This is a genomic window from Amycolatopsis sp. 2-15 (assembly GCF_030285625.1).
In the GTDB taxonomy this organism is placed as follows: domain Bacteria; phylum Actinomycetota; class Actinomycetes; order Mycobacteriales; family Pseudonocardiaceae; genus Amycolatopsis; species Amycolatopsis carbonis.
Genome location: NZ_CP127294.1, coordinates 5,887,623 through 5,904,552, shown reverse-complemented (window position 1 = coordinate 5,904,552; position 16,930 = coordinate 5,887,623). Strand labels below are relative to the sequence as shown.

Sequence of the window (16,930 nt, the reverse complement as noted above, 5' to 3'; positions counted from 1 at the left end):
CACCAGGACCCGCGGACAGCTTCGTCGGCCCTTCCGGCTCTGGTCGCCGTCCGTTCACCGGAACCACCTCCTGCTCGGACGTTTACCGGCGCGAGCCGCGGGAACCACGAGCGCACGGGCGGCGCCAGACCGGCCCGTATTTCAGTCACCACGGTAATGTTCGAGAGGAACCGCTTATGGCTACCGGAGAGACCGGCTTCGACGACGTCACGTACGACCTGGTGTCTGTGCAGTACCACTCGTTGAAAGCCGGACACGATTACGGCCAGTACGTGCGCGACGCCGACAACGCCGAGCGTCAGGATATCGCCGACTTCTTTCGCCGCGTGATGGAAGAGGACTCCGCCCGGGCGAAGCAGTGCCACGAGTTCATCAAGGAACTCTCGGGAAGCTCCCAATCGGGTGCGGCGGTTACCTGACGAAGTCATGCCGGGAGGCGCCGGCCTCCGGCACCTCCCGGCGCACCAGCCAGCGTCCGAGGCCCAGACCCGGCCCGGCGGCCGGCCCGGGCTTCGGCCCGGCCGCAGCCGGAGTGCCGCTGCAGGGCTGGATCACGGCGAGACCGAGGCGCAACGGACTCCCGCGACATGCCCGAACGTGACGCCTCTGCCGACCGGCGGCCACGCCCCGGCCCGGGAGCCCCACGGCTGGTCGTGCTCGTCGTCGGCGTCGTCTACCTCGTGCTGGGTGTGCTCGGCATCTTCGTGCCGGGCAACTTCGGTTCGACCGGCTCCGGTCCGTTCACCAGTCACCAGCCCCAGTACACACTGTGGATCTTCAGTGTCGGCCCGCTGCTGAACGTCATGCGCATCCTCATCGGAGCGCTCGGACTCCTCGCCGCCCGCAGCAGCAGTGGGACTGCGATCTTCTCCTTCGCCGCCACCATCTGGTTGGCCGGCGTCAGCACCTACAGCATCCTCGTTCTGACGCTCGGCACCGGCGACCGGCTCAACGTCAATTGGGCCACCGCGATCCTGCACCTGGCCACCATGGTCGTCACCGCCGTAGTCGCTACACTCGGCATGCGCGGCCGACCCCGGCGGGAGAAGTCCGCCGCGCGGATCTCCGGCACGAGTGCCGAACGACGATCGGGCCCGAAGTAGACCGTCCGAAGAAGGCGTGACCAAAGGATCGCACCCGTCCCGGTTCGGTCACACTGGGCAAACGTTCGGCGCACTCTGGGCTTAGTTCCGAAGCCCCGCCCCCGATGCCGGTCAAGGCGGCCCGCTCAGGGCCGGCGACCGACGCCGGTCGCCAGCTCGTGAGCGCGCTGCCCGTCCGGCGCCAGCGGCGCGGTGTCCGCGCCCGCTCCCGCGCGCAGCCCCGCCAGGAACTCCGCCACCGTCTCCGCCGCGGTGTAGCGCGGCTGCCAGTCCAGTTCGGAACGCGCCCGGCCAGTGTCCATCACGGGCAGGTGCAGCACCGCCTCGAACAGCCCGGGAGTGGCCGGCACGAGGTGCAGCCGCCACGCGGCGCCGAGAGCGTGCTTGACCAGCCCGGCCGGCACGGGCACCAGCCGCGCGCCCAGCTGCTCCGCGAGGAACGGCATGTCCACCACCGGCTCGGTCGCAACGTTGAACGATCCCGAGACCGGGCGGAGCACGCAGCGGCGGATCGCGTCGGCGAGGTCGATGCTGTGCACCACCTGCATCCGCAAGCCGGGAATGCCCGGCAGAACCGGCACCAGTGACGGACGCATCAGGCTGCCCGGCACGAACGGACCGCCGAACAGCCTCCGCTGCTCCGACGCGGCCGCCCGCTGAAAGACGAATCCGGGGCGCACGCGCACCACGCGGACGTCCGGGTGTCGTTGCTCGAAGTTGTCCAGGCACCGCTCCACGTAGGCCTTTTCCCGCGGATAGGCCGCGCCCGGCCAGCCATGGGTCGGCCAATCCTCGGCGACCGGGCGATCATGGGCCGCCGGAGAGTAGGCGCCGACCGACGAGGAATACACCAGCTTCGGTACGCCCGCCTCGGCCACCGCGTCGAAAACCCGCAAGGACCCGAGCACGTTGGCCCGCCAAGTGACCTCGGGCCGCCGCGTGGGCTGGAAGAGCCAGGCCAGGTGCACCACCGCATCGGCCTGACGCAGGATGGGGACCAGGTCGTCCCTCGCGACATCGGCCTGGACGAACTCCGCCTTCGTGGCACCGGGGCCGGCCCGGCGGCGACCTAGCCCGACTATCGTGCCGACCGTCGGGTCCGCGTCGAGGGCGTCCACCACGCTGGTCCCGATGTTCCCGGTCGCACCGGTGACGACGATCCGCTGAGTAGTCATGCCACGCGGTTACCCGCCCGGGCATGGTCGTAACTAGGCACGGTGCAGCAGTTCCATCGACCGCTGGTCTGTCAGATTGTCCTTCTGCCAGACCGGGAAGCGCCCTCGCGTCCCCATGAGTCGCCAGGGACGCAGCCAACTTCAGTTGCCTGACGGCCCGGTGGTCAGGCCTCGTCGATCGCCGACAGTGTCGCGAGCGGAAGCAGCCCCATCGCCCGCCGAACCTGGCGGGCTTCGCCGGCGTGCACGGTGAAGCGCACACCGAGTTCGCTGGCCAAAAGGTGAGCGCGTTCCAACGCGCGCAACCCGGCTGTGCCGAGGAACGTCACCGCAGAAATGTCGAGCAGCACCGCGCGCACGGCGCTGCGCAGCCGCGCGTCAAGCAGCTCCCGGAGCCTTGGCGCCGAGACCGCGTCCAGATCACCGGCCACACGGACCATGACGAGGTCGCGATCCGGGCGTTCGACGGAGAGGCGGAGTGGTTCCACGCCGATGGATCGGGTCGACAAGGGTCCGGCGGAACCATTGAGGATAGTGGTCAAGGTGGCCTGCTTTCTTCGCCCACCGGGTTTCAACGCTGAAGGCGAGATCACGACCACGCGTCAGCTCGTGCCGGTGCGCAAGGAGATCACGGGCACGGCCCGCTGTTGGACCGCTGCCGGTCACCATAACCCGTGCCGCGACGGCCGACAAGGGCCCGATACGCCACCGGGTAGGTCCACAAAGGACTTCGAGGCCGCGACGAGACCATCGCTCACGGTAAGGATGACGTCTCGCAGCGCACAAGGCTTTTCTGGAGGTACCTCGCCGGCCACGGTGGTCCGCCACATCCGGCCGGCGAACAATTCCACGGTGAGGCGAATGATCCTCCGCCTGCGAAGCGGGGAGCAGCAGAGCAGGGATCCCGTGAGGTTCACCCGCACTCGTCGCGCACCGGGCACGTCCTTGACGACTGTGTGCCGCGCGTTCGCCTCCGCGCGGGTCGAGCCCATCTGGTGTCTATAGGCACCCCTGGGCACGCGCCGAGCGCACGGCGAGCGGAGCGCCCCGAGAGCATGCGGCAGAGGGGTTCTGCCAGTAGCCTCGAATTCGTGCTCAGGCTGGGTTTTCCGGTTATCGGTGTTTCCGACCTGCCGCGTGCGGTCACGTTCTGGACGGCGGCCCTGAACCTTACGGAGACCGGAGAACGGGCAAGTGCTCGCTGGCGCGCCCTCGACCACTCGGACGGGTCCGGCCATGCGCTCGGCCTTATGTACAGCGAATCGCCCGTGGAGGAATACCCTCGGCTGCATCTCGACCTCCTGGTCGACACTTCAGAGGAGCAGCTAGCCGAGATTTCGCGACCGGTCGAGCTGGGCGCACACCAGGTCGACTGGAACAACTATCCATCCGAAGCGGACTTCGTCGTCCTCGCCGACCCGGACGGCAACCGCTTCTGCGTCGTCGACCTGAGCAAAGCTCCCTCAGGCAGCTGAACAGGCTTCGCGGCACCGAAAGAAATACGCTGTCACGGTGATCCCCGGGATCGCCGCATCCACCTGCTCCGGATGGCACATTGGCCGCCACACGCCATCTCCCGTGCGCACGGCTCCGCGGCTCCACACCGGGCGGAACGTGTCCGCGCTGCGGCTGCCCCTGGACGCGTGACAGCGCAGGAAGACGCCGACCTGGGCGCCGAGTGCCTTACCGCTCGCCAGGTCAACGGAACTCCGGCAGCACGTGCTCCCCCCAGCCCCGGAAGAACCCGTCGTGATCGGGACCGATCTGCTGGACGTAGACGTCGTCCGCCCCGGCCTCGACATACTGGCGTACCCGATCGAGGTGCGCCTTCGGATCGTCCCCGCAGACGATCGCTTCACGGACGTCGTCGCGCGGCACCAGCTTCGTGGCAGCCTCGAAGTCCTGTGGCCTCGGCAAAACCTGGCCCAGCTGGCCGGGCAGGACGTCATTGGCCCACAGGCGATGCGCTTCGTCGAGCGCCACGTCGGCGTCCGGACCCCACGCGACCTTCATCCCCGCCTGCACCGGCTTGTCGCCACCGCCGGCCTCTCGGAAGGTGCGGATCAGGTCCGCATCCGGGAGCACCGTGCAATAGCCGTCCCCGATCCGCCCGGCGAGCTGGGTGGCTTGCGGCCCGAACCCGGACACGTAGATCGGCACTGGCTCGTCCGGCACTGTGTAGATCCGCGCCTCCTGCACCTGGTAATAGGTCCCCTGATAGCTCACCTGCTCACCGCGCGCGCCCGCCGAGTGCAACAGCCTGATGACCCCGACCGCCTCTTCGAGCATGGCCAGCCGCTCTCCCGCCGACGGCCACGGGTCGCCGAGGATGTGTTCGTTCAGGGCCTCCCCGGACCCGACGCCGAGTACGAAGCCGCCGTCCAGCTGAACGGCGGCGGTCGCTGCGGCCTGCGCGATCACCGCGGGGTGGATTCGCACGGTCGGACACGTCACGGCGGTGGTCACCGGTAGCGACACCGCTTCCGACAAGGCCCCGATCACCGACCAAACGAACGGACTCTGGCCCTGCCGGTCGTGCCACGGGTGAAAATGATCCGAGATCCACAACCGCTCGAACCCCGCGCGTTCCGCCGCGCGTGCCTGGGCCACGAGTTCTCGCGGGCCGTACTGCTCGCAGGAAAGGAAGTAGCCGATCGATGTCATGACCGGCGGGTACCCCTTCCTCACCCGGACACACGCTGTGCGAGCAGCCTGAGCGGTCAGTCGTACGAGAGGGCCTCCACCAGCACACGATCGTCATCGCTACCACCTCGCCGTCGTTGGTTGTCAACCCGGCTACTTGCGGCGGCACCACCGAAACCCGGCATGTGACGACTCGATCTCGGCGGTGCTTCACCTATGCCGCCCTTGGCGGCGTCTTGGACTGCGGCGTAGTCGCGTTCGTTCTGGTCAGCGTAGGCGTCGGCGAACTCGGCGATCGCCTGGGCGAACTTGGCGGAGCCGCCGAGGTAGGCGGCCAGCGCGACGCGGTCACCGGTGCCGGTGTGCGCCCGGGCCAGAGGCCACCCGCACAGCTGGGCGTAGATCGTCAAGCCCTTGGGGCGCAGCCGGCCGATCGCGCAGTCCGGGCCTCGGCCCGCGACGGGAGAACGCGGTGCCGAGCAGTCGTCGGTGAAAAGCGTGATCGCGCGTGGTACGGCTTCTCATCCTCTCCAGGTGGTGCAACCGGCGACCGGAGGCCGCCATCGTGGGGGCCGCTCCGGCGGTCGAGCCGGTGGCCTTGGAAAGGCGTCGTCGCGATTGGCCGGCACTGGATCGTGGCCGGTGCGCGTTCGCGATCCGTGCTTGCGGCGGCGAGAACGACCTCGGCGACGTGCGCACTCTGCCCGACACCGACGTCGGCCGCACGAGGAGGCAGTGCGTTGGCCAAGACGAAGACCAGGCGAGAGTCCCGAGCCGGCAAGTCTGTTCTGCTCACCCTGGCGACAGGGCAGTTCGTCATGGCCCTGGACACCACCGTGATGAACACCGCGATCGCGACCGTCGCCAAGGACCTGGGCACGACCGTCACCGGCATCCAGACGGCGATCACGCTCTACACGCTGGTGATGGCCTCGCTCATGATCACCGGCGGGAAGCTGGGCGAGATGCTCGGCCGCAAGCGCGCGTTCTCGATCGGCTGCGTGGTGTACGCATGCGGGTCACTGACCACGGCCTTGGCGCCGAACCTCGTCGTGCTCATCATCGGCTGGTCGTTCCTGGAAGGCCTGGGAGCGGTGCTCATCATGCCGGCGATCGTGGCGCTCGTGGCATCGAACTTCGGCAAACCCGAGCGTCCCAGAGCCTACGGACTGGTCGCGGCAGCGGGCGCCATCGCCGCCGCATTGGGCCCGGTGATCGGCGGCGCGTTCACGACCTACGCGTCGTGGCGCTGGGTCTTCGCCGGCGAGGTGCTGATCGTGCTGGTGATCCTGGTCCTGGTCAGGCGCGTCAACGACACGCCGGCCGAAGAAGGGACCCGGCTCGACCTCGGCGGCACCGCGATGTCCGCGCTGGGGCTCGGGATGATCGTGCTCGGTGTCCTGGTCTCCGGCAGCTGGGGTTTCGTCCAGCCGAAGCCCGGCGCCCCGACGTGGCTCGGACTTTCGCCGGGGATCTGGCTTGTGCTCGCGGGCGGCGTGATGTCCGCCGCCTTCCTCGCGTGGGAGAAGCGGCGTGTCACGCGGCACGAGAGCGGGCTCGTCGACCCGGCCCTGCTGCGTGTCCGCCAGCTGCGCAGCGGTGTCGGCTCGTTCCTGTTCATGTTCCTCGTGCAGGCCGGCGTCTTCTTCACCATCCCGCTGTTCCTGTCCGTCGCGCTCGGGCTGTCGGCGGTGGAGACCGGAATCCGGCTGCTGCCCCTGTCGCTGATGCTGCTGCTGTTCGCGGTAGGCATCCCGAAGCTGCGGCCCGACGCCTCGCCGCGGCGGGTCGTCAGACTCGGGTTCGTGGCCGTCTTCGCGGGCATCGTGCTCCTGGTCGTGCTGCTCGACGTCAGTGCCGGGCCCAAGATCATCACCTGGCCGCTGCTGCTCACCGGTGCGGGCCTGGGCGCGCTCGCGTCACAGCTGGGCAGCGTCACGGTGTCGTCCGTGCCCGACGAGATGAGCGGCCAGGTGGGCGGCCTGCAGAACACCGGAACCCAGCTCGGCGCGTCGATCGGCACCGCGCTGGCAGGCGCTGTCGTGATCTCCGCTCTGACCGCGTCCTTCTTCGCCGGCATTCAGGACAACCCGGACGTGCCTGCCGATCTCGCGTCACAAGCGCAGACACAGCTCTCCAGCGGGGTTCCAATCCTGTCCGACAACCAGTTGAGAGTCACCCTGGACAACGCGGACGTCCCTCCGGCGACGGCCGACGCGGTCGTGGCGACCAACGCCCAGAGCCGCATCGCGGGGCTGCGGTCGGCGCTGGCGGTACTGGCGATGCTCACGCTGCTGGCACTCGTCGCCACCGGCGGCATCCCCAGGGAACAGCCCGGTGCTCGCCCGAAACCGACCCCTCCGCCCGGGTAGCGCAAACTCTTCAAGCAGAGGGCCGTCACCGGCCCCGGGCACGCCGACTTCGTCCTCCTGGCCGCTGTCGAGGCCGGCGCGATGCCCGCCGACGACGCCGAACCCGAAGCGAGTAGTGGTGGCACGAACCCGGCCCCACCATCCGCGCGGACTCCTACACCACATCGATCCGCACTCCCGAGTGTCGATGCCCAGGGTGCGCGCGAACCGGTGGGTTCTCGGCGCGCGAGGAGGAGTCATCGCAGCGGTCGATGGTCGCGACCGGGCACTGGAAGAGCGGATGGGAGGCCTTCGTCCGGCTGGTCGGGATGGTGGTGAGCTGCGTCAGCATGTGAGTGCGGCTGACCGTGTTCGCGGTCGCGCTCGCACAACGGCTGAAGAAGCGCCGGAGGCAGCAGAAGGGACCGCGGACTACCACGCGAACGCCGAGGCCCGGACCTACAGCGCAGGCCCACTTTGATCTTGTCACGTGATCCCCGCTTGGCGGCGGAGTGGGGGTGCGGTGGTGGACCCATCAGGCGCAGCTGCTCGTCCGGGGTGGCGGGCAAGATCGGGGCGGGGACACGGGGTTCTGGCCTGCGGTAACAGCGCAGACAGCCAGGGCGGCCGGGGTGAGCACGATGCGCCGCGCCGGTGCAAGTGGTAGGCCAGTTCGCCGGTGGCCGTCTCGGTCTCGGTGACCTCTTCCTTCGCCAGTCGCACCCGTTCGACCGGCACGGCCTCGGTCTCCACGACCGGCCGCTCGCCGTGCAGGGCCATCTCGTGCTCTTCCTCGGAAATGGCCGGGCCGTCGAGAGCGGCGCCAGCGTCTTCCTCATCGCCACCGCGGTCGCCGGAGCGATCGGCGGGCTGGTGCACCGCACCATGGGCGACACCCCGACGGGGAGGGTCGTCCGGACCCTCGTGCCGGCCATGATCAGGGGATCGCCGTGTTCATGACCGCACCCAGCTGGGGGTCTCGCCGCCCGGGAACAGTCCGGCACGGTCGCGGCCGATCTGGCGACCGGCAAGTGGCCGAACGGGACCCGGTGTCCGCTGATCAGCGGACACCGTGCGAGAGGTGCTCGGTCAGCTCACGGCACCGAGCCGCTGGGCGAGCAGCTTCTTGCCCTGCTCCGCACCTTTCCGACTTTCCTCCTGTGCACGGCGGAAGAAGGCGGCCAACTCGCGGTCGCCCGTGCGGTCGGCGTCGGCGATATAGGATTCCATCCGCAAGGCGTTGCTCAGGCACGCCTCTACGAACCAGATGATGTTGTAATCCTTGTCCTGCGTACCTGTGACCTGATCGGTTTCGCTGCTGGCCACGATTCCTCCTCGGGTTTCGTTTCCGATGGCCTCAAATCTCGACTACCCGGATTCCGTCACTCGACACCTCGAACCGTCGGGCTCACGCGGTGGATGTCCGGTGGTGGCCGCACCGCCGGGCGGTACCGGACGCGCCCAGAGGGACGAAACGGGTTGTAACAGCGGAAAACAATGGCGAGGGCGGCAGCCCTGCCGCGAACACTCACGACACAAAGACCGCACCAGCCCAGGCTGATCCATGCCCGACACGAGGGTGAACATCCCGAGTCCCGACAGGTGGTGCGCCGTAGCGGCAGGTGCGAGACGATCGGGTCATGCAGGCATCCGTTCCCCACCCCGCGCCAGGCGCGGGCGAGACGAGCGTCAGCCTGCGCCGCGAGGGTTCCGCTGTGGTGCTCACCGCACGCGGCGAATTCGACGCGCTCACCACGCCCCAGCTTCAGGCCGCGATCCACGAGGCACTGAAGACCGCTCCCGACGTGCTGGTGATCGACCTGACTGCGGTCGACTTCTTCGCCTCGATGGCGCTCGCGGCCCTGTCCGAGGGACGCCAAGCTGCCGGCGAGCGCACAAGTCTGCGCCTGGCGGTCGAGCGCTACCTGGACCGCACCCTGCGGTTGGTCGGCCTCGACCAGCGGTTCGCCCTGTATTCGTCAGCGGCCGAGGCGCTGGCCGCTGACCAAGCCTGATCAGCTCGGCGCGACACAGGGCGGGTGTGTACCTGGGCCGGGCGCGGGTATGCCGCAGGCAGGGCCCCACTGGCCCGATCACGACCGCGTGAGGTGGTGTCCATGTCTCCGACCGGCAACCGTGCCACGGCAGAGAACTCCGAGTTGTGGACGCGCCGACCCGCTTTCACCGACGACGTGACTCTCATGCGGAATGCCCTGGCTGACTGGATCAGCGCCCACGGCCTGACGGGGGTTCTCGCCCACGACGTCGAGCTGGCCACCTACGAGGCGCTGATCAACACGGCGAGCCACGCCTACTCCGCCGGCGTCGCCGGCACCGTCGAGTTGCATGCCCACCACCAGGATGACCTGATCCGGATCACGGTCACCGACCACGGCCGCTGGCAACCACCCACCACAGACCCCGGCCAGCTGCGCGGACGAGGCCTCACCCTCATCCGCGCTCTCGCCGACCACACCATCCTCGCCCCCACCGACGTGGGCACCACCGTGACCATGACCTGGTACCTGACACTGCCCGAGACTCTCGACACGAGCTGACCCGAGCAGCCGACCGGTCTTTCCGCAGGCCGGCGAGCCGGGGCTGGGGACTCGGCGCACCAGCCACAGCCGGCGCCTCTCTGTGAACGTCGCCGGCTCGACCGTGATGACCACGCCGGTTCGGGGGTTGCGATGATCAGCCGGTATTACAGCCCCCGAGCGCCGGGCTTGCCATCGTCGGTGACGAAGGTGGCGACGGTGTACAGCGGCGCGTCCGCGTTCAAGACGGTGTCGGACACTCGGAAGTCGGCCCGCCACTGGTGTGGCGTGATCTCGACGCGAGATGTAGCCGCCGTTGGTCGTTCTGGAACATCATGTGCGGGTTGTCCGAGGTTGGGCCGTACACGGTTGTCGGGTTCGCGTCGCCACCGCTGCTGATGAAGTGCCGAGGTACTCGGTCGCCAGCGTCGGTGAGTTCGGGTCAGTGAAGGAATCCGATGGGCACCGAGAACCGCATCTGCCCGACGGCCGAGCGCGCCACACAGGGGAACCGTCGCGGGCCGTGGATCAGCTGGCTACCGACCCGGCATGGGACATCACCCGCCACACGACCAGCGGTGACTGGGTCACAGCGGAATGGCGAGGCGGTGACCGGCTCGTCGACCACGTCCGCGGGACCGGGTTCACCGCCCTGACTTAGGCGAAGACGCGCACGAAGTACGAGCTGATGCGCTCGGCCGCGGCGCGCACTACGAACGCCCGGGTGGTGAACGACCTCGGCAGCAGTTTGCCCTTCAGATTCCGCAACGCGGCGGTCATCCGCCTCCGACCGGCCAGAAACAAAGCCAGGGACGATGGAGGGCGACAACCGAAAGGTGGTCGTCTTCCGCTTATGCACGCCGCTAGGGCGGAGCTGAGCCGCTCAGCCTGCGTATCGGCGTCTGATCGACGGTCAGCGTGTCGGCTCCCCGACCGGGTCCACCTAGCGGGTCCCCCTCTTCGCCGGCCCCGACATGGACACCCGTTGTCTGCGAGCTAGTTGTCCCGTCGAGCCCGTGATCTTCCCCTCGCCGCGCGCGGTTTCCCTGCCTGAGCTCGCGGGTACCCGGAGCTGCTGCCTCCACTGGTGGAGGCGACGACGTCAGGAGATCGCTCGATGGTCGCTCTGTTCGGAATCTGCTCGTGGTGTGGCTCGTGTGCGTTCTGATCGGCATCGCAGTGCAGGGTCTGGTCTGGCTCCTGATCCTGGGCGTCGTGCTGTTCGTCGCGTTCGCGGCGATCGGCTTCGTCAAGCGCAAGAGCCTTGGGCACCGCTGACGATCCCCCACCGGCCACAATGGCCGGCGAGCCATATTTTCCTTCTGTATCAGGAGATTTCATGCGTCTGCCCAGTCCTCGCGGTCCGTCGAGTTCCGCGGTCATCACCCGTCTCCTGGCCGAGCCGGACGACACGGAGGCCATAGCGGTACCGGCTGGCGCCGACGTGCCGGTGTGCCACGACGAAGACCTGCAGCTCACGCTGTGGATCTGTTATGAGCTGAGCTATCGCGGCTTCGACGAGGTCGATGCCGCCTGGGAGCACGCTCCCTTCGTCACGGGTATGCGACGGCAGCTCGAACGAAGATGGGTGGCCGGGTTGCACGAGCTCGTCCCTCCGGCTCCGGTACGGCCGGACGCGGTGCCGCAGGCGTTGGCCGACCTCGTGCGGGCGGACGAAGGGCCGCCCGTGGCGAAGTTCCTGCAGCGGCGCGCTTCCGAGGAGCAGTTCCGGGAGTTCGTGGCGCAGCGCTCGGTCTACCACCTCAAGGAGGCCGATCCCCACAGCTGGGCCATTCCCCGGCTCTCCGGAGCTACCAAGGCAGCACTGGTCGAGATCCAGGCCGACGAGTACGGGCAGGGCCGGCTCGCCCGGATGCACTCAGAGCTCTTCCGGGTCACCATGCGCTCGCTGGGGCTGGACGACGGCTACGGCCACTACGTCGACCGCGTCCCGGCGGTGACGCTGGCGGTCAGCAACCTCATGTCCCTGTTCGGGTTTCACCGCCGCTGGCTGGGCGCGGCGCTCGGGCACCTGGCGGCATTCGAGATGACCTCATCGTTGCCGAACCGCCGCTACGGCAACGGATTGCGGCGCCTGGGCCGGGACGCGGCCGCGACGCGGTTCTACGACGAGCACGTCGAGGCCGACGCCGTGCACGAACAGATCGCCGCCCACGACCTGTGTGGCACGTACGCCCGCGAGAACCCGGCGGCCGCAGGCGACGTCCTCTTCGGCGCGGCCTGCGCGCTGGCGATGGAGGCGGAGTTCGGCCGGATGCTGCTCACGCGGTGGGACCAGGACCGCTCGTCCCTGCGCCCGGCGTCGGGGTCAGCGCCCGCCGGCGGGCGCGCGGAAGCCGCGGATCTTGTGGGTGCCGTCGCAGAACGGTTTGACCGCCGAGAGTCCGCATCGGCACAGCGCGACGGTGCTTCGGCCGGGGTCGATGAGCTCGCCGTCCGGTGAGCGGAGTTCGAAGGGACCGCGGACCAGCAACGGCCCGTTTTCGTACGGGGTGATGGTCGCGGCTTCCGTGGCGTCGTCGTTCACCGGTCCCGGATACCCCGACCGCGGCTCGCTCACACCGACCGTCCCGCCCCGGTCCCTCGCGTTCGACCCCAGCCCCGAGCCAGTCCGGCTCGCCGGACAGCCGGTCGCCGATCACTCGCTCCAGGCACTGGTGGCACCACTTCCCTGATTCTCGTTCAGCGGACTGTGCCGCTGGATACTTGGTGGGTCGCCGACAACATGGGGTGGCTGCCGATGACGGACGAGCGAGCGACGGCGTCACCGCTCCTCGGTTCTCCCTCGGTGGCGACGTTGTGCCCTGGGATGATCCAGACCAGCGTCTGGCCTTGACCGTCGGACGCTACGAGGTCGAGCACCTGATCGGCAGCGGAGGTACCGCGCGGGTCTACCGGGATCGCCTGCTCGCCGGGCCCTTGCCGGCCGCAGAAGTGTCCGAGCTGGGGGTCCGCCTCACCGAGTCGCTGGCACACCTGCACAACCGGCGCGTCGTGCACCGGGACCTCAAGCCCGCCAACATCCTGCTCGGCCCCGACGGCCCGCTGATCGGCGATTTCGGCATCGCCCACGAACTCGACTCGACTCACATCACTGGCACCGGTTTTGTGACCGGCACGGCCGCTACCTCGCACCGGAGCAGATCACCGGTGAACCGTCGGCGGCCGGTCCGGGCGACGCCTGTGCAGATCATCCCCGCGCCCTCGCCGGCGACGCCCGCAAAGTCACCTGCAACGGCGATCGCTGGACCGCCACCAGCAGCGCCAGGCCCGGCCTCACTGCCCGGCCCTGGCGCCCTCACGGCAACCGAGACAGCAAGGCTGCCAATCCAGCCGACAAAGCCAAGGGGAAACCCAAGAACAAGGGCAAGGGCCACGTCCACCCCTAGCACCGCGCCCGTCGACCTGAGATGCGCCCTTGACGAGGTCGCTGTCATCGGATCTCTGAAGGTCGTCGACGCCGGGGTTGCAGACCCTGGTGGGCAGGAACGTCTCGCTCATGCCGAAAAGGCCGGTGTTGACGGTGACCCGCCGGCACGACCTTGTCGATCTTCTGACCGGCCGTATCGTGATTTTCCGACCCAGGAAGCGAAAACCGGAGAGTTATGTCAATCGGCTACTTCCTCGTAGTGACGGGCCTGGCTTTCGCCACCGATTATCCGGCGGTGTAGACGAGAGACACGTTGTCGCCGTAATTTCCTGCCGCCACCACTGCAACCTGGTTAATGACCTGCGGCTAGCACACACGTTGAGCGGTACACACTTCCTTCTTCGATCTTGCCCATATTCCCGTTGGAACCGGTTCACGAAATAAGTTCGCCGATGACGTTGGTATCCGGTCAATCGCAGTCCTCCGTTCGTTGTGGCCCTGCGAGTTTGGTGCCGAATAATCCGGGTATGCGCAGGTCGTAAGACGCGAATCGAGCTCCGGCCGGTCTCGTCGTGCGCAGCGCACAGCACGAGCCATCCAGCCTGTGACATCTCACCAAGATTCTCGGACATGCGGACAACGAACGACGGAGTATCTCCCTGACCAGCCCGGAACCGCGCGGGTGCCCACCAACCCACTGCACGAACCCGGCGAATTCACCGATGCCCGGAAACCACAAACACGATCATGGTCGACCTGGCGACCCCAGACAAATTTTCCTCTGAACAAGCCTCTTCATCGATCAGCGATGAGCCCTAGTGCTCTCCGAAGGGATAGATCAATGGATACTGGTTTCAACATCCTGCAAAGTCTGCAGAGCGCGTTCACCACATTCGTGGGCTACCTGCCTCAGGTGATCGGCGCGCTTCTCGTGCTGCTGATCGGCTTCATCATCGCCAAACTGCTGGACAAGGCCATCACCAAAGGCCTGAAGAAGGCGAAGGTCGACGACAAGCTGAAGACCGGCGGCGGCGCGAACTACGTGGAGAAGTTCTCTCCCCAGGGCAGCCCCTCCAAGCTCGTCGGCATGGTCGTGTTCTGGGTGATCATGTTCTTCGTGATCTCCTCGGCCATCGGGACGCTGGGAATTCCGGCGCTGACCGGGTTCATGAACCAGGTGCTGAGCTACCTGCCCAACGTCCTCGCCGCGCTGCTGATCTTCATCGTCGCGGCCGCAGTCGCCGGCGCGGTCGCCGGGCTGGTGCACCGCACCATGGGCGAGACGCCGACGGGCAAGATCGTTGGCACCCTGGTGCCGGCCATGATCATGGGCATCGCCGTGTTCATGATCCTCACCCAGCTGGGCATCTCGCCGGTGATCGTCACGATCACCTACGTCGCCCTGGTCGGCGCCGCAGCGCTGGCCGCGGCACTGGCCTTCGGCATCGGCGGCCGCGACGCCGCCGCGAAACTGGTCAACTCCGGATACGAGAAAGCCAAGGAGCAGAACGACACCATCAAGTCCGACCTGGCGATCGGCAAACAGCGCGCCGCCCAGGACGCCGCCGACACCAAGCACAAGGCCGAGCAGAAGATGAGCGGCCAGGAGCAGAGCGCACCCCCCGCCCAGTCACCGCCCACGCCCGCCACCGGGCGGGCGTACCGGCCGTGACACCTCGTGGATCGGCGCCACTGAGACGCGACCGGAGTGTCCTGCCCGCTGATCCACAGCACCGCATCCGCGAAGCGAGCATGGCTGCGGCCATGGCTCCACCCGCAAGGTCGCCTCATTGCGGGAACGACAACGCACCGAAGGAGATCACCATGAGCATGAACCCCGAGGGCGCCCGCCACGGGCGCCTCGACCCCGGCGTTGCGCCACCCGCCAACACCGCGCAGGTCACGTCATCCCCGCAGAACACACCGTCCGTCGCAGACTCGCCGCCGCCCGTGGCACGGCAGGAGGAAGGCCCGGGTCGCGGGGAGGTGGTGGAGCGGCAGCGGGACCGCTTCGGTGGGATCAAGTGGGGCGCCGCGTTCTTCGGATGGCTCACCGCCACCGGCACCGCACTGATCCTGACCGCGCTCGCCGCCGCGGCCGGGACCGCGTTCGGCCTGGCCACCAACCCCGCCGACGCAGAGCAAGCGGCCAACCAAGCCGCGCAAAATCCCGCCGTCGTGCAGACCGCCACCGTCGTCTCCGCGATCGTGGTGCTGGTCGTCCTCCTGATCGGCCACTACTGCGGCGGGTACGTCGCCGGACGAATGGCCCGCTTCAACGGGGTCAAGCAAGGCATCGCCGTGTGGGTGTGGTCGATCGTCATCGCGGTCATCGTCGCGATCATGGCCGCGGTCGGCGGCAGCCAGTTCAACATCCTGGCCCGCCTCAACGGACTGCCCCGACTCCCGATCGACGAAGGCACCCTGACCGTCGTCGGCATCATCACCACGCTCGTCGCCCTGGCCGCCGCGCTCATCGGGGCCATCCTCGGCGGACTGGCCGGGATGCGCTACCACCGCAAGATCGACCGGATCGGCTTCCAGCAGTAGTCCCGCGCCGCCGGCCCCGTTCGAAGCAGATTCCTGACAAGGAGGAGAAAGTCATGTCGACACGCACACCTTCACCCACTTCCACCGGACGCTCGTCCGCCCAGCTGGCCGCCGGCATCGTCGCCGGCGTTTTCCTACTGGTCGGCATCCTCGGATTCATCCCCGGCGTCACGACCGACTACGACCAGATGGGCTTCGCCGGCCACGGATCGATGGCCATGCTCTTCGGCGTGTTCATGGTCTCCACCCTGCACAACATCGTGCACCTGCTCTTCGGCGTCGTCGGCCTGGCCTGCGCCCGCACCTCACGCGCGGCCCGGCTGTACCTGCTCGTCGGAGGAGTCGTGTACCTCGTGCTGTGGCTCTACGGTCTGCTCATCGACCACGGCAGCGACGCCAACTTCGTCCCGTTCAACAACGCGGACAACTGGCTCCACCTCGGTCTCGGCATCGGCATGATCGCCCTCGGCCTGCTCACCGGCCACGAAGCACGCGACGCCGCCACGCCAACCGCCACCGGGGGGCCCGGCGCCGGCTAGCAACCACACAACGCTTGGTTCCTGGGTGGCGGCGGTAGTGACCGGCGCGCAGGGGAAGCGTTCAACTGACAAGGAGAAGATTTTCGTGGTGGAGAACAACGAGGACGTCATCGAGCTGCTGCAGCGGCAGCACCGGGAGATCCGCGAGCTGTTCACCCAGCTGCAGACGGCGGAGGACGGCCAGCGGCGGAAAGTGTTCCGCCGCCTCGTACGGCTCCTGGCGGCGCACGAGACAGCGGAGGAAGAAGTGGTGCACCCGGAGATCCGCGACCTCGAACCAGCGGCCGAGTCCGTGGTCGAGGCACGGCTGGGTGAGGAGCACCGCGCCAAGGAACTGCTGACCACCCTGGAAAAGATGGGTCCGGACGCCGACGGATTCGACACCCTGCTGGTCCAGCTCCGAGACGACGTGTTGGCGCACGCCGAACACGAAGAACGCGAGGAGTTCCCGATGCTGCGTGCCCACCGGCCTCCGGAGCGGCTGCGGGCGATGGCGGCGACCGTGCGGCTCGCCGAGGCTGTGGCCCCGACCCGGCCGCACCCCGGTACGGAGAGCGCGAAAGCCAACCTCCTGCTGGGACCACCCGCCGCGATCATCGACCGGGCACGCGACGCCATCCGCGCCGCACTCAGAAAGTGAG

General features: G+C 68.2%; 22 protein-coding genes and 1 pseudogene. 14 read left to right on the top strand and 9 right to left on the bottom strand.

What is annotated here, in order from left to right; genetic code table 11:
- The first annotated feature begins 176 nt into the window (after window positions 1–176).
- Together QRX50_RS29105 and QRX50_RS29100 are read left to right on the top strand one after the other, a co-directional pair.
- On the top strand, window positions 177–419 hold the full coding sequence (locus QRX50_RS29105; RefSeq protein ID WP_285966330.1) for an acyl carrier protein: 243 nt from the start codon (window positions 177–179) through the stop codon (window positions 417–419).
- Window positions 420–587: 168 nt separating this feature from the next.
- Complete coding sequence (locus QRX50_RS29100; protein ID WP_285966329.1) at window positions 588–1,103, top strand: DUF4383 domain-containing protein; 516 nt, start codon at window positions 588–590, stop codon at window positions 1,101–1,103.
- A gap of 125 nt (window positions 1,104–1,228) precedes the next feature.
- Here the strand turns inward: QRX50_RS29100 and QRX50_RS29095 are convergent, their stop codons facing one another.
- Both QRX50_RS29095 and QRX50_RS29090 read right to left on the bottom strand, forming a co-directional pair.
- The gene (locus QRX50_RS29095) at window positions 1,229–2,278 is read right to left on the bottom strand and encodes an NAD-dependent epimerase/dehydratase family protein (protein WP_285966328.1); all 1,050 of its coding nucleotides are present in this window, start codon (window positions 2,276–2,278) and stop codon (window positions 1,229–1,231) included.
- A gap of 164 nt (window positions 2,279–2,442) precedes the next feature.
- On the bottom strand, window positions 2,443–2,877 hold the full coding sequence (locus QRX50_RS29090) for an STAS domain-containing protein (RefSeq protein ID WP_285966327.1): 435 nt from the start codon (window positions 2,875–2,877) through the stop codon (window positions 2,443–2,445).
- A 492-nt stretch (window positions 2,878–3,369) separates the two neighbouring features.
- Here QRX50_RS29090 and QRX50_RS29085 point away from each other — a divergent pair, with 492 nt between their 5' ends.
- A complete protein-coding gene (locus QRX50_RS29085; RefSeq protein ID WP_285966326.1) occupies window positions 3,370–3,753 on the top strand; it encodes a VOC family protein in 384 nt (127 codons plus the stop codon).
- A 223-nt stretch (window positions 3,754–3,976) separates the two neighbouring features.
- On the opposite strand, the gene QRX50_RS29080 is transcribed toward QRX50_RS29085, so the two are convergent.
- Together QRX50_RS29080 and QRX50_RS29075 are read right to left on the bottom strand one after the other, a co-directional pair.
- Window positions 3,977–4,888, bottom strand: a complete 912-nt coding sequence (locus QRX50_RS29080) for a TIGR03557 family F420-dependent LLM class oxidoreductase (protein WP_285966325.1) — start codon at window positions 4,886–4,888, stop codon at window positions 3,977–3,979.
- Between the two features lie 110 nt (window positions 4,889–4,998).
- Window positions 4,999–5,331 (bottom strand): DUF2252 family protein, encoded by a 333-nt coding sequence (locus QRX50_RS29075; protein ID WP_285966324.1) that lies wholly within the window; start codon window positions 5,329–5,331, stop codon window positions 4,999–5,001.
- A 330-nt stretch (window positions 5,332–5,661) separates the two neighbouring features.
- Between QRX50_RS29075 and QRX50_RS29070 the strand changes: the two genes are divergently transcribed.
- A complete protein-coding gene (locus QRX50_RS29070) occupies window positions 5,662–7,293 on the top strand; it encodes an MFS transporter (RefSeq protein ID WP_285966323.1) in 1,632 nt (543 codons plus the stop codon).
- A gap of 465 nt (window positions 7,294–7,758) precedes the next feature.
- Here the strand turns inward: QRX50_RS29070 and QRX50_RS29065 are convergent, their stop codons facing one another.
- Together QRX50_RS29065 and QRX50_RS29060 are read right to left on the bottom strand one after the other, a co-directional pair.
- Window positions 7,759–8,052: a DUF2382 domain-containing protein gene (locus QRX50_RS29065; protein WP_285974594.1), complete on the bottom strand. Its 294-nt coding sequence runs from the start codon at window positions 8,050–8,052 to the stop codon at window positions 7,759–7,761.
- 309 nt (window positions 8,053–8,361) lie between these two features.
- Window positions 8,362–8,598: a hypothetical protein gene (locus QRX50_RS29060; RefSeq protein WP_285966322.1), complete on the bottom strand. Its 237-nt coding sequence runs from the start codon at window positions 8,596–8,598 to the stop codon at window positions 8,362–8,364.
- Window positions 8,599–8,912: 314 nt separating this feature from the next.
- On the opposite strand from QRX50_RS29060, the gene QRX50_RS29055 reads away from it, so the two are divergent.
- From QRX50_RS29055 to QRX50_RS29045, 3 genes are all read left to right on the top strand, one after another.
- Window positions 8,913–9,287 (top strand): STAS domain-containing protein, encoded by a 375-nt coding sequence (locus QRX50_RS29055; RefSeq protein ID WP_285966321.1) that lies wholly within the window; start codon window positions 8,913–8,915, stop codon window positions 9,285–9,287.
- Between the two features lie 186 nt (window positions 9,288–9,473).
- Window positions 9,474–9,830 (top strand): ATP-binding protein, encoded by a 357-nt coding sequence (locus tag QRX50_RS29050; RefSeq protein WP_285966320.1) that lies wholly within the window; start codon window positions 9,474–9,476, stop codon window positions 9,828–9,830.
- A gap of 502 nt (window positions 9,831–10,332) precedes the next feature.
- Window positions 10,333–10,470, top strand: a complete 138-nt coding sequence (locus QRX50_RS29045; protein WP_285966319.1) for a hypothetical protein — start codon at window positions 10,333–10,335, stop codon at window positions 10,468–10,470.
- Here QRX50_RS29045 and QRX50_RS29040 read toward each other — a convergent pair.
- Window positions 10,467–10,589, bottom strand: coding sequence for a hypothetical protein (locus QRX50_RS29040; protein ID WP_285966318.1), 123 nt, complete (start codon window positions 10,587–10,589; stop codon window positions 10,467–10,469). The two genes, QRX50_RS29045 and QRX50_RS29040, sit on opposite strands and share 4 nt — an antisense overlap.
- A gap of 375 nt (window positions 10,590–10,964) precedes the next feature.
- Between QRX50_RS29040 and QRX50_RS29035 the strand changes: the two genes are divergently transcribed.
- Both QRX50_RS29035 and QRX50_RS49780 read left to right on the top strand, forming a co-directional pair.
- Window positions 10,965–11,087, top strand: coding sequence for a hypothetical protein (locus QRX50_RS29035; protein ID WP_285966317.1), 123 nt, complete (start codon window positions 10,965–10,967; stop codon window positions 11,085–11,087).
- Between the two features lie 61 nt (window positions 11,088–11,148).
- The gene (locus QRX50_RS49780; RefSeq protein WP_353074004.1) at window positions 11,149–12,273 is read left to right on the top strand and encodes an iron-containing redox enzyme family protein; all 1,125 of its coding nucleotides are present in this window, start codon (window positions 11,149–11,151) and stop codon (window positions 12,271–12,273) included.
- Here QRX50_RS49780 and QRX50_RS49775 read toward each other — a convergent pair.
- Window positions 12,235–12,357: pseudogene (locus tag QRX50_RS49775) on the bottom strand (hypothetical protein); the annotation flags it as partial. The gene QRX50_RS49780 and the pseudogene QRX50_RS49775 sit on opposite strands and share 39 nt — an antisense overlap.
- A 155-nt stretch (window positions 12,358–12,512) precedes the next feature.
- Complete coding sequence (locus tag QRX50_RS29020; RefSeq protein WP_285974780.1) at window positions 12,513–12,902, bottom strand: hypothetical protein; 390 nt, start codon at window positions 12,900–12,902, stop codon at window positions 12,513–12,515.
- Here QRX50_RS29020 and QRX50_RS29015 point away from each other — a divergent pair.
- The 5 genes from QRX50_RS29015 (at window position 12,798) to QRX50_RS28995 (ending at window position 16,929) form a co-directional block, all read left to right on the top strand.
- Window positions 12,798–13,460 (top strand): protein kinase domain-containing protein, encoded by a 663-nt coding sequence (locus tag QRX50_RS29015; RefSeq protein WP_285974592.1) that lies wholly within the window; start codon window positions 12,798–12,800, stop codon window positions 13,458–13,460. The genes QRX50_RS29020 and QRX50_RS29015 overlap by 105 nt on opposite strands.
- Before the next feature lie 581 nt (window positions 13,461–14,041).
- Window positions 14,042–14,872, top strand: a complete 831-nt coding sequence (locus tag QRX50_RS29010) for a mechanosensitive ion channel family protein (protein WP_285966316.1) — start codon at window positions 14,042–14,044, stop codon at window positions 14,870–14,872.
- A gap of 152 nt (window positions 14,873–15,024) precedes the next feature.
- Window positions 15,025–15,750, top strand: a complete 726-nt coding sequence (locus QRX50_RS29005) for a hypothetical protein (protein WP_285966315.1) — start codon at window positions 15,025–15,027, stop codon at window positions 15,748–15,750.
- A 53-nt stretch (window positions 15,751–15,803) separates the two neighbouring features.
- Window positions 15,804–16,289, top strand: coding sequence for a DUF4383 domain-containing protein (locus QRX50_RS29000; RefSeq protein WP_285966314.1), 486 nt, complete (start codon window positions 15,804–15,806; stop codon window positions 16,287–16,289).
- A gap of 85 nt (window positions 16,290–16,374) precedes the next feature.
- Window positions 16,375–16,929 carry a hemerythrin domain-containing protein gene (locus QRX50_RS28995; protein WP_285966313.1) on the top strand — a complete coding sequence of 185 codons (555 nt, stop codon included), beginning with the start codon at window positions 16,375–16,377 and terminating at the stop codon, window positions 16,927–16,929.
- Window position 16,930: the final 1 nt, after the last annotated feature.

Excerpts from the sequence above, each read along its gene's own strand:
- QRX50_RS29065 (WP_285974594.1), bottom strand. The coding sequence starts at position 8,052 with ATGGCCCTGCACGGCGAGCGGCCGGTCGTGGAGACCGAGGCCGTGCCG.
- QRX50_RS29095 (WP_285966328.1), bottom strand. The coding sequence starts at position 2,278 with ATGACTACTCAGCGGATCGTCGTCACCGGTGCGACCGGGAACATCGGG.
- QRX50_RS29040 (WP_285966318.1), bottom strand. The coding sequence starts at position 10,589 with ATGACCGCCGCGTTGCGGAATCTGAAGGGCAAACTGCTGCCGAGGTCG.
- QRX50_RS29005 (WP_285966315.1), top strand. The coding sequence starts at position 15,025 with ATGAGCATGAACCCCGAGGGCGCCCGCCACGGGCGCCTCGACCCCGGC.
- QRX50_RS29105 (WP_285966330.1), top strand. The coding sequence starts at position 177 with ATGGCTACCGGAGAGACCGGCTTCGACGACGTCACGTACGACCTGGTG.
- QRX50_RS29000 (WP_285966314.1), top strand. The coding sequence starts at position 15,804 with ATGTCGACACGCACACCTTCACCCACTTCCACCGGACGCTCGTCCGCC.
- QRX50_RS29100 (WP_285966329.1), top strand. The coding sequence starts at position 588 with ATGCCCGAACGTGACGCCTCTGCCGACCGGCGGCCACGCCCCGGCCCG.
- QRX50_RS29055 (WP_285966321.1), top strand. The coding sequence starts at position 8,913 with ATGCAGGCATCCGTTCCCCACCCCGCGCCAGGCGCGGGCGAGACGAGC.
- QRX50_RS49780 (WP_353074004.1), top strand. The coding sequence starts at position 11,149 with ATGCGTCTGCCCAGTCCTCGCGGTCCGTCGAGTTCCGCGGTCATCACC.
- QRX50_RS29010 (WP_285966316.1), top strand. The coding sequence starts at position 14,042 with ATGGATACTGGTTTCAACATCCTGCAAAGTCTGCAGAGCGCGTTCACC.
- QRX50_RS29050 (WP_285966320.1), top strand. The coding sequence starts at position 9,474 with ATGCGGAATGCCCTGGCTGACTGGATCAGCGCCCACGGCCTGACGGGG.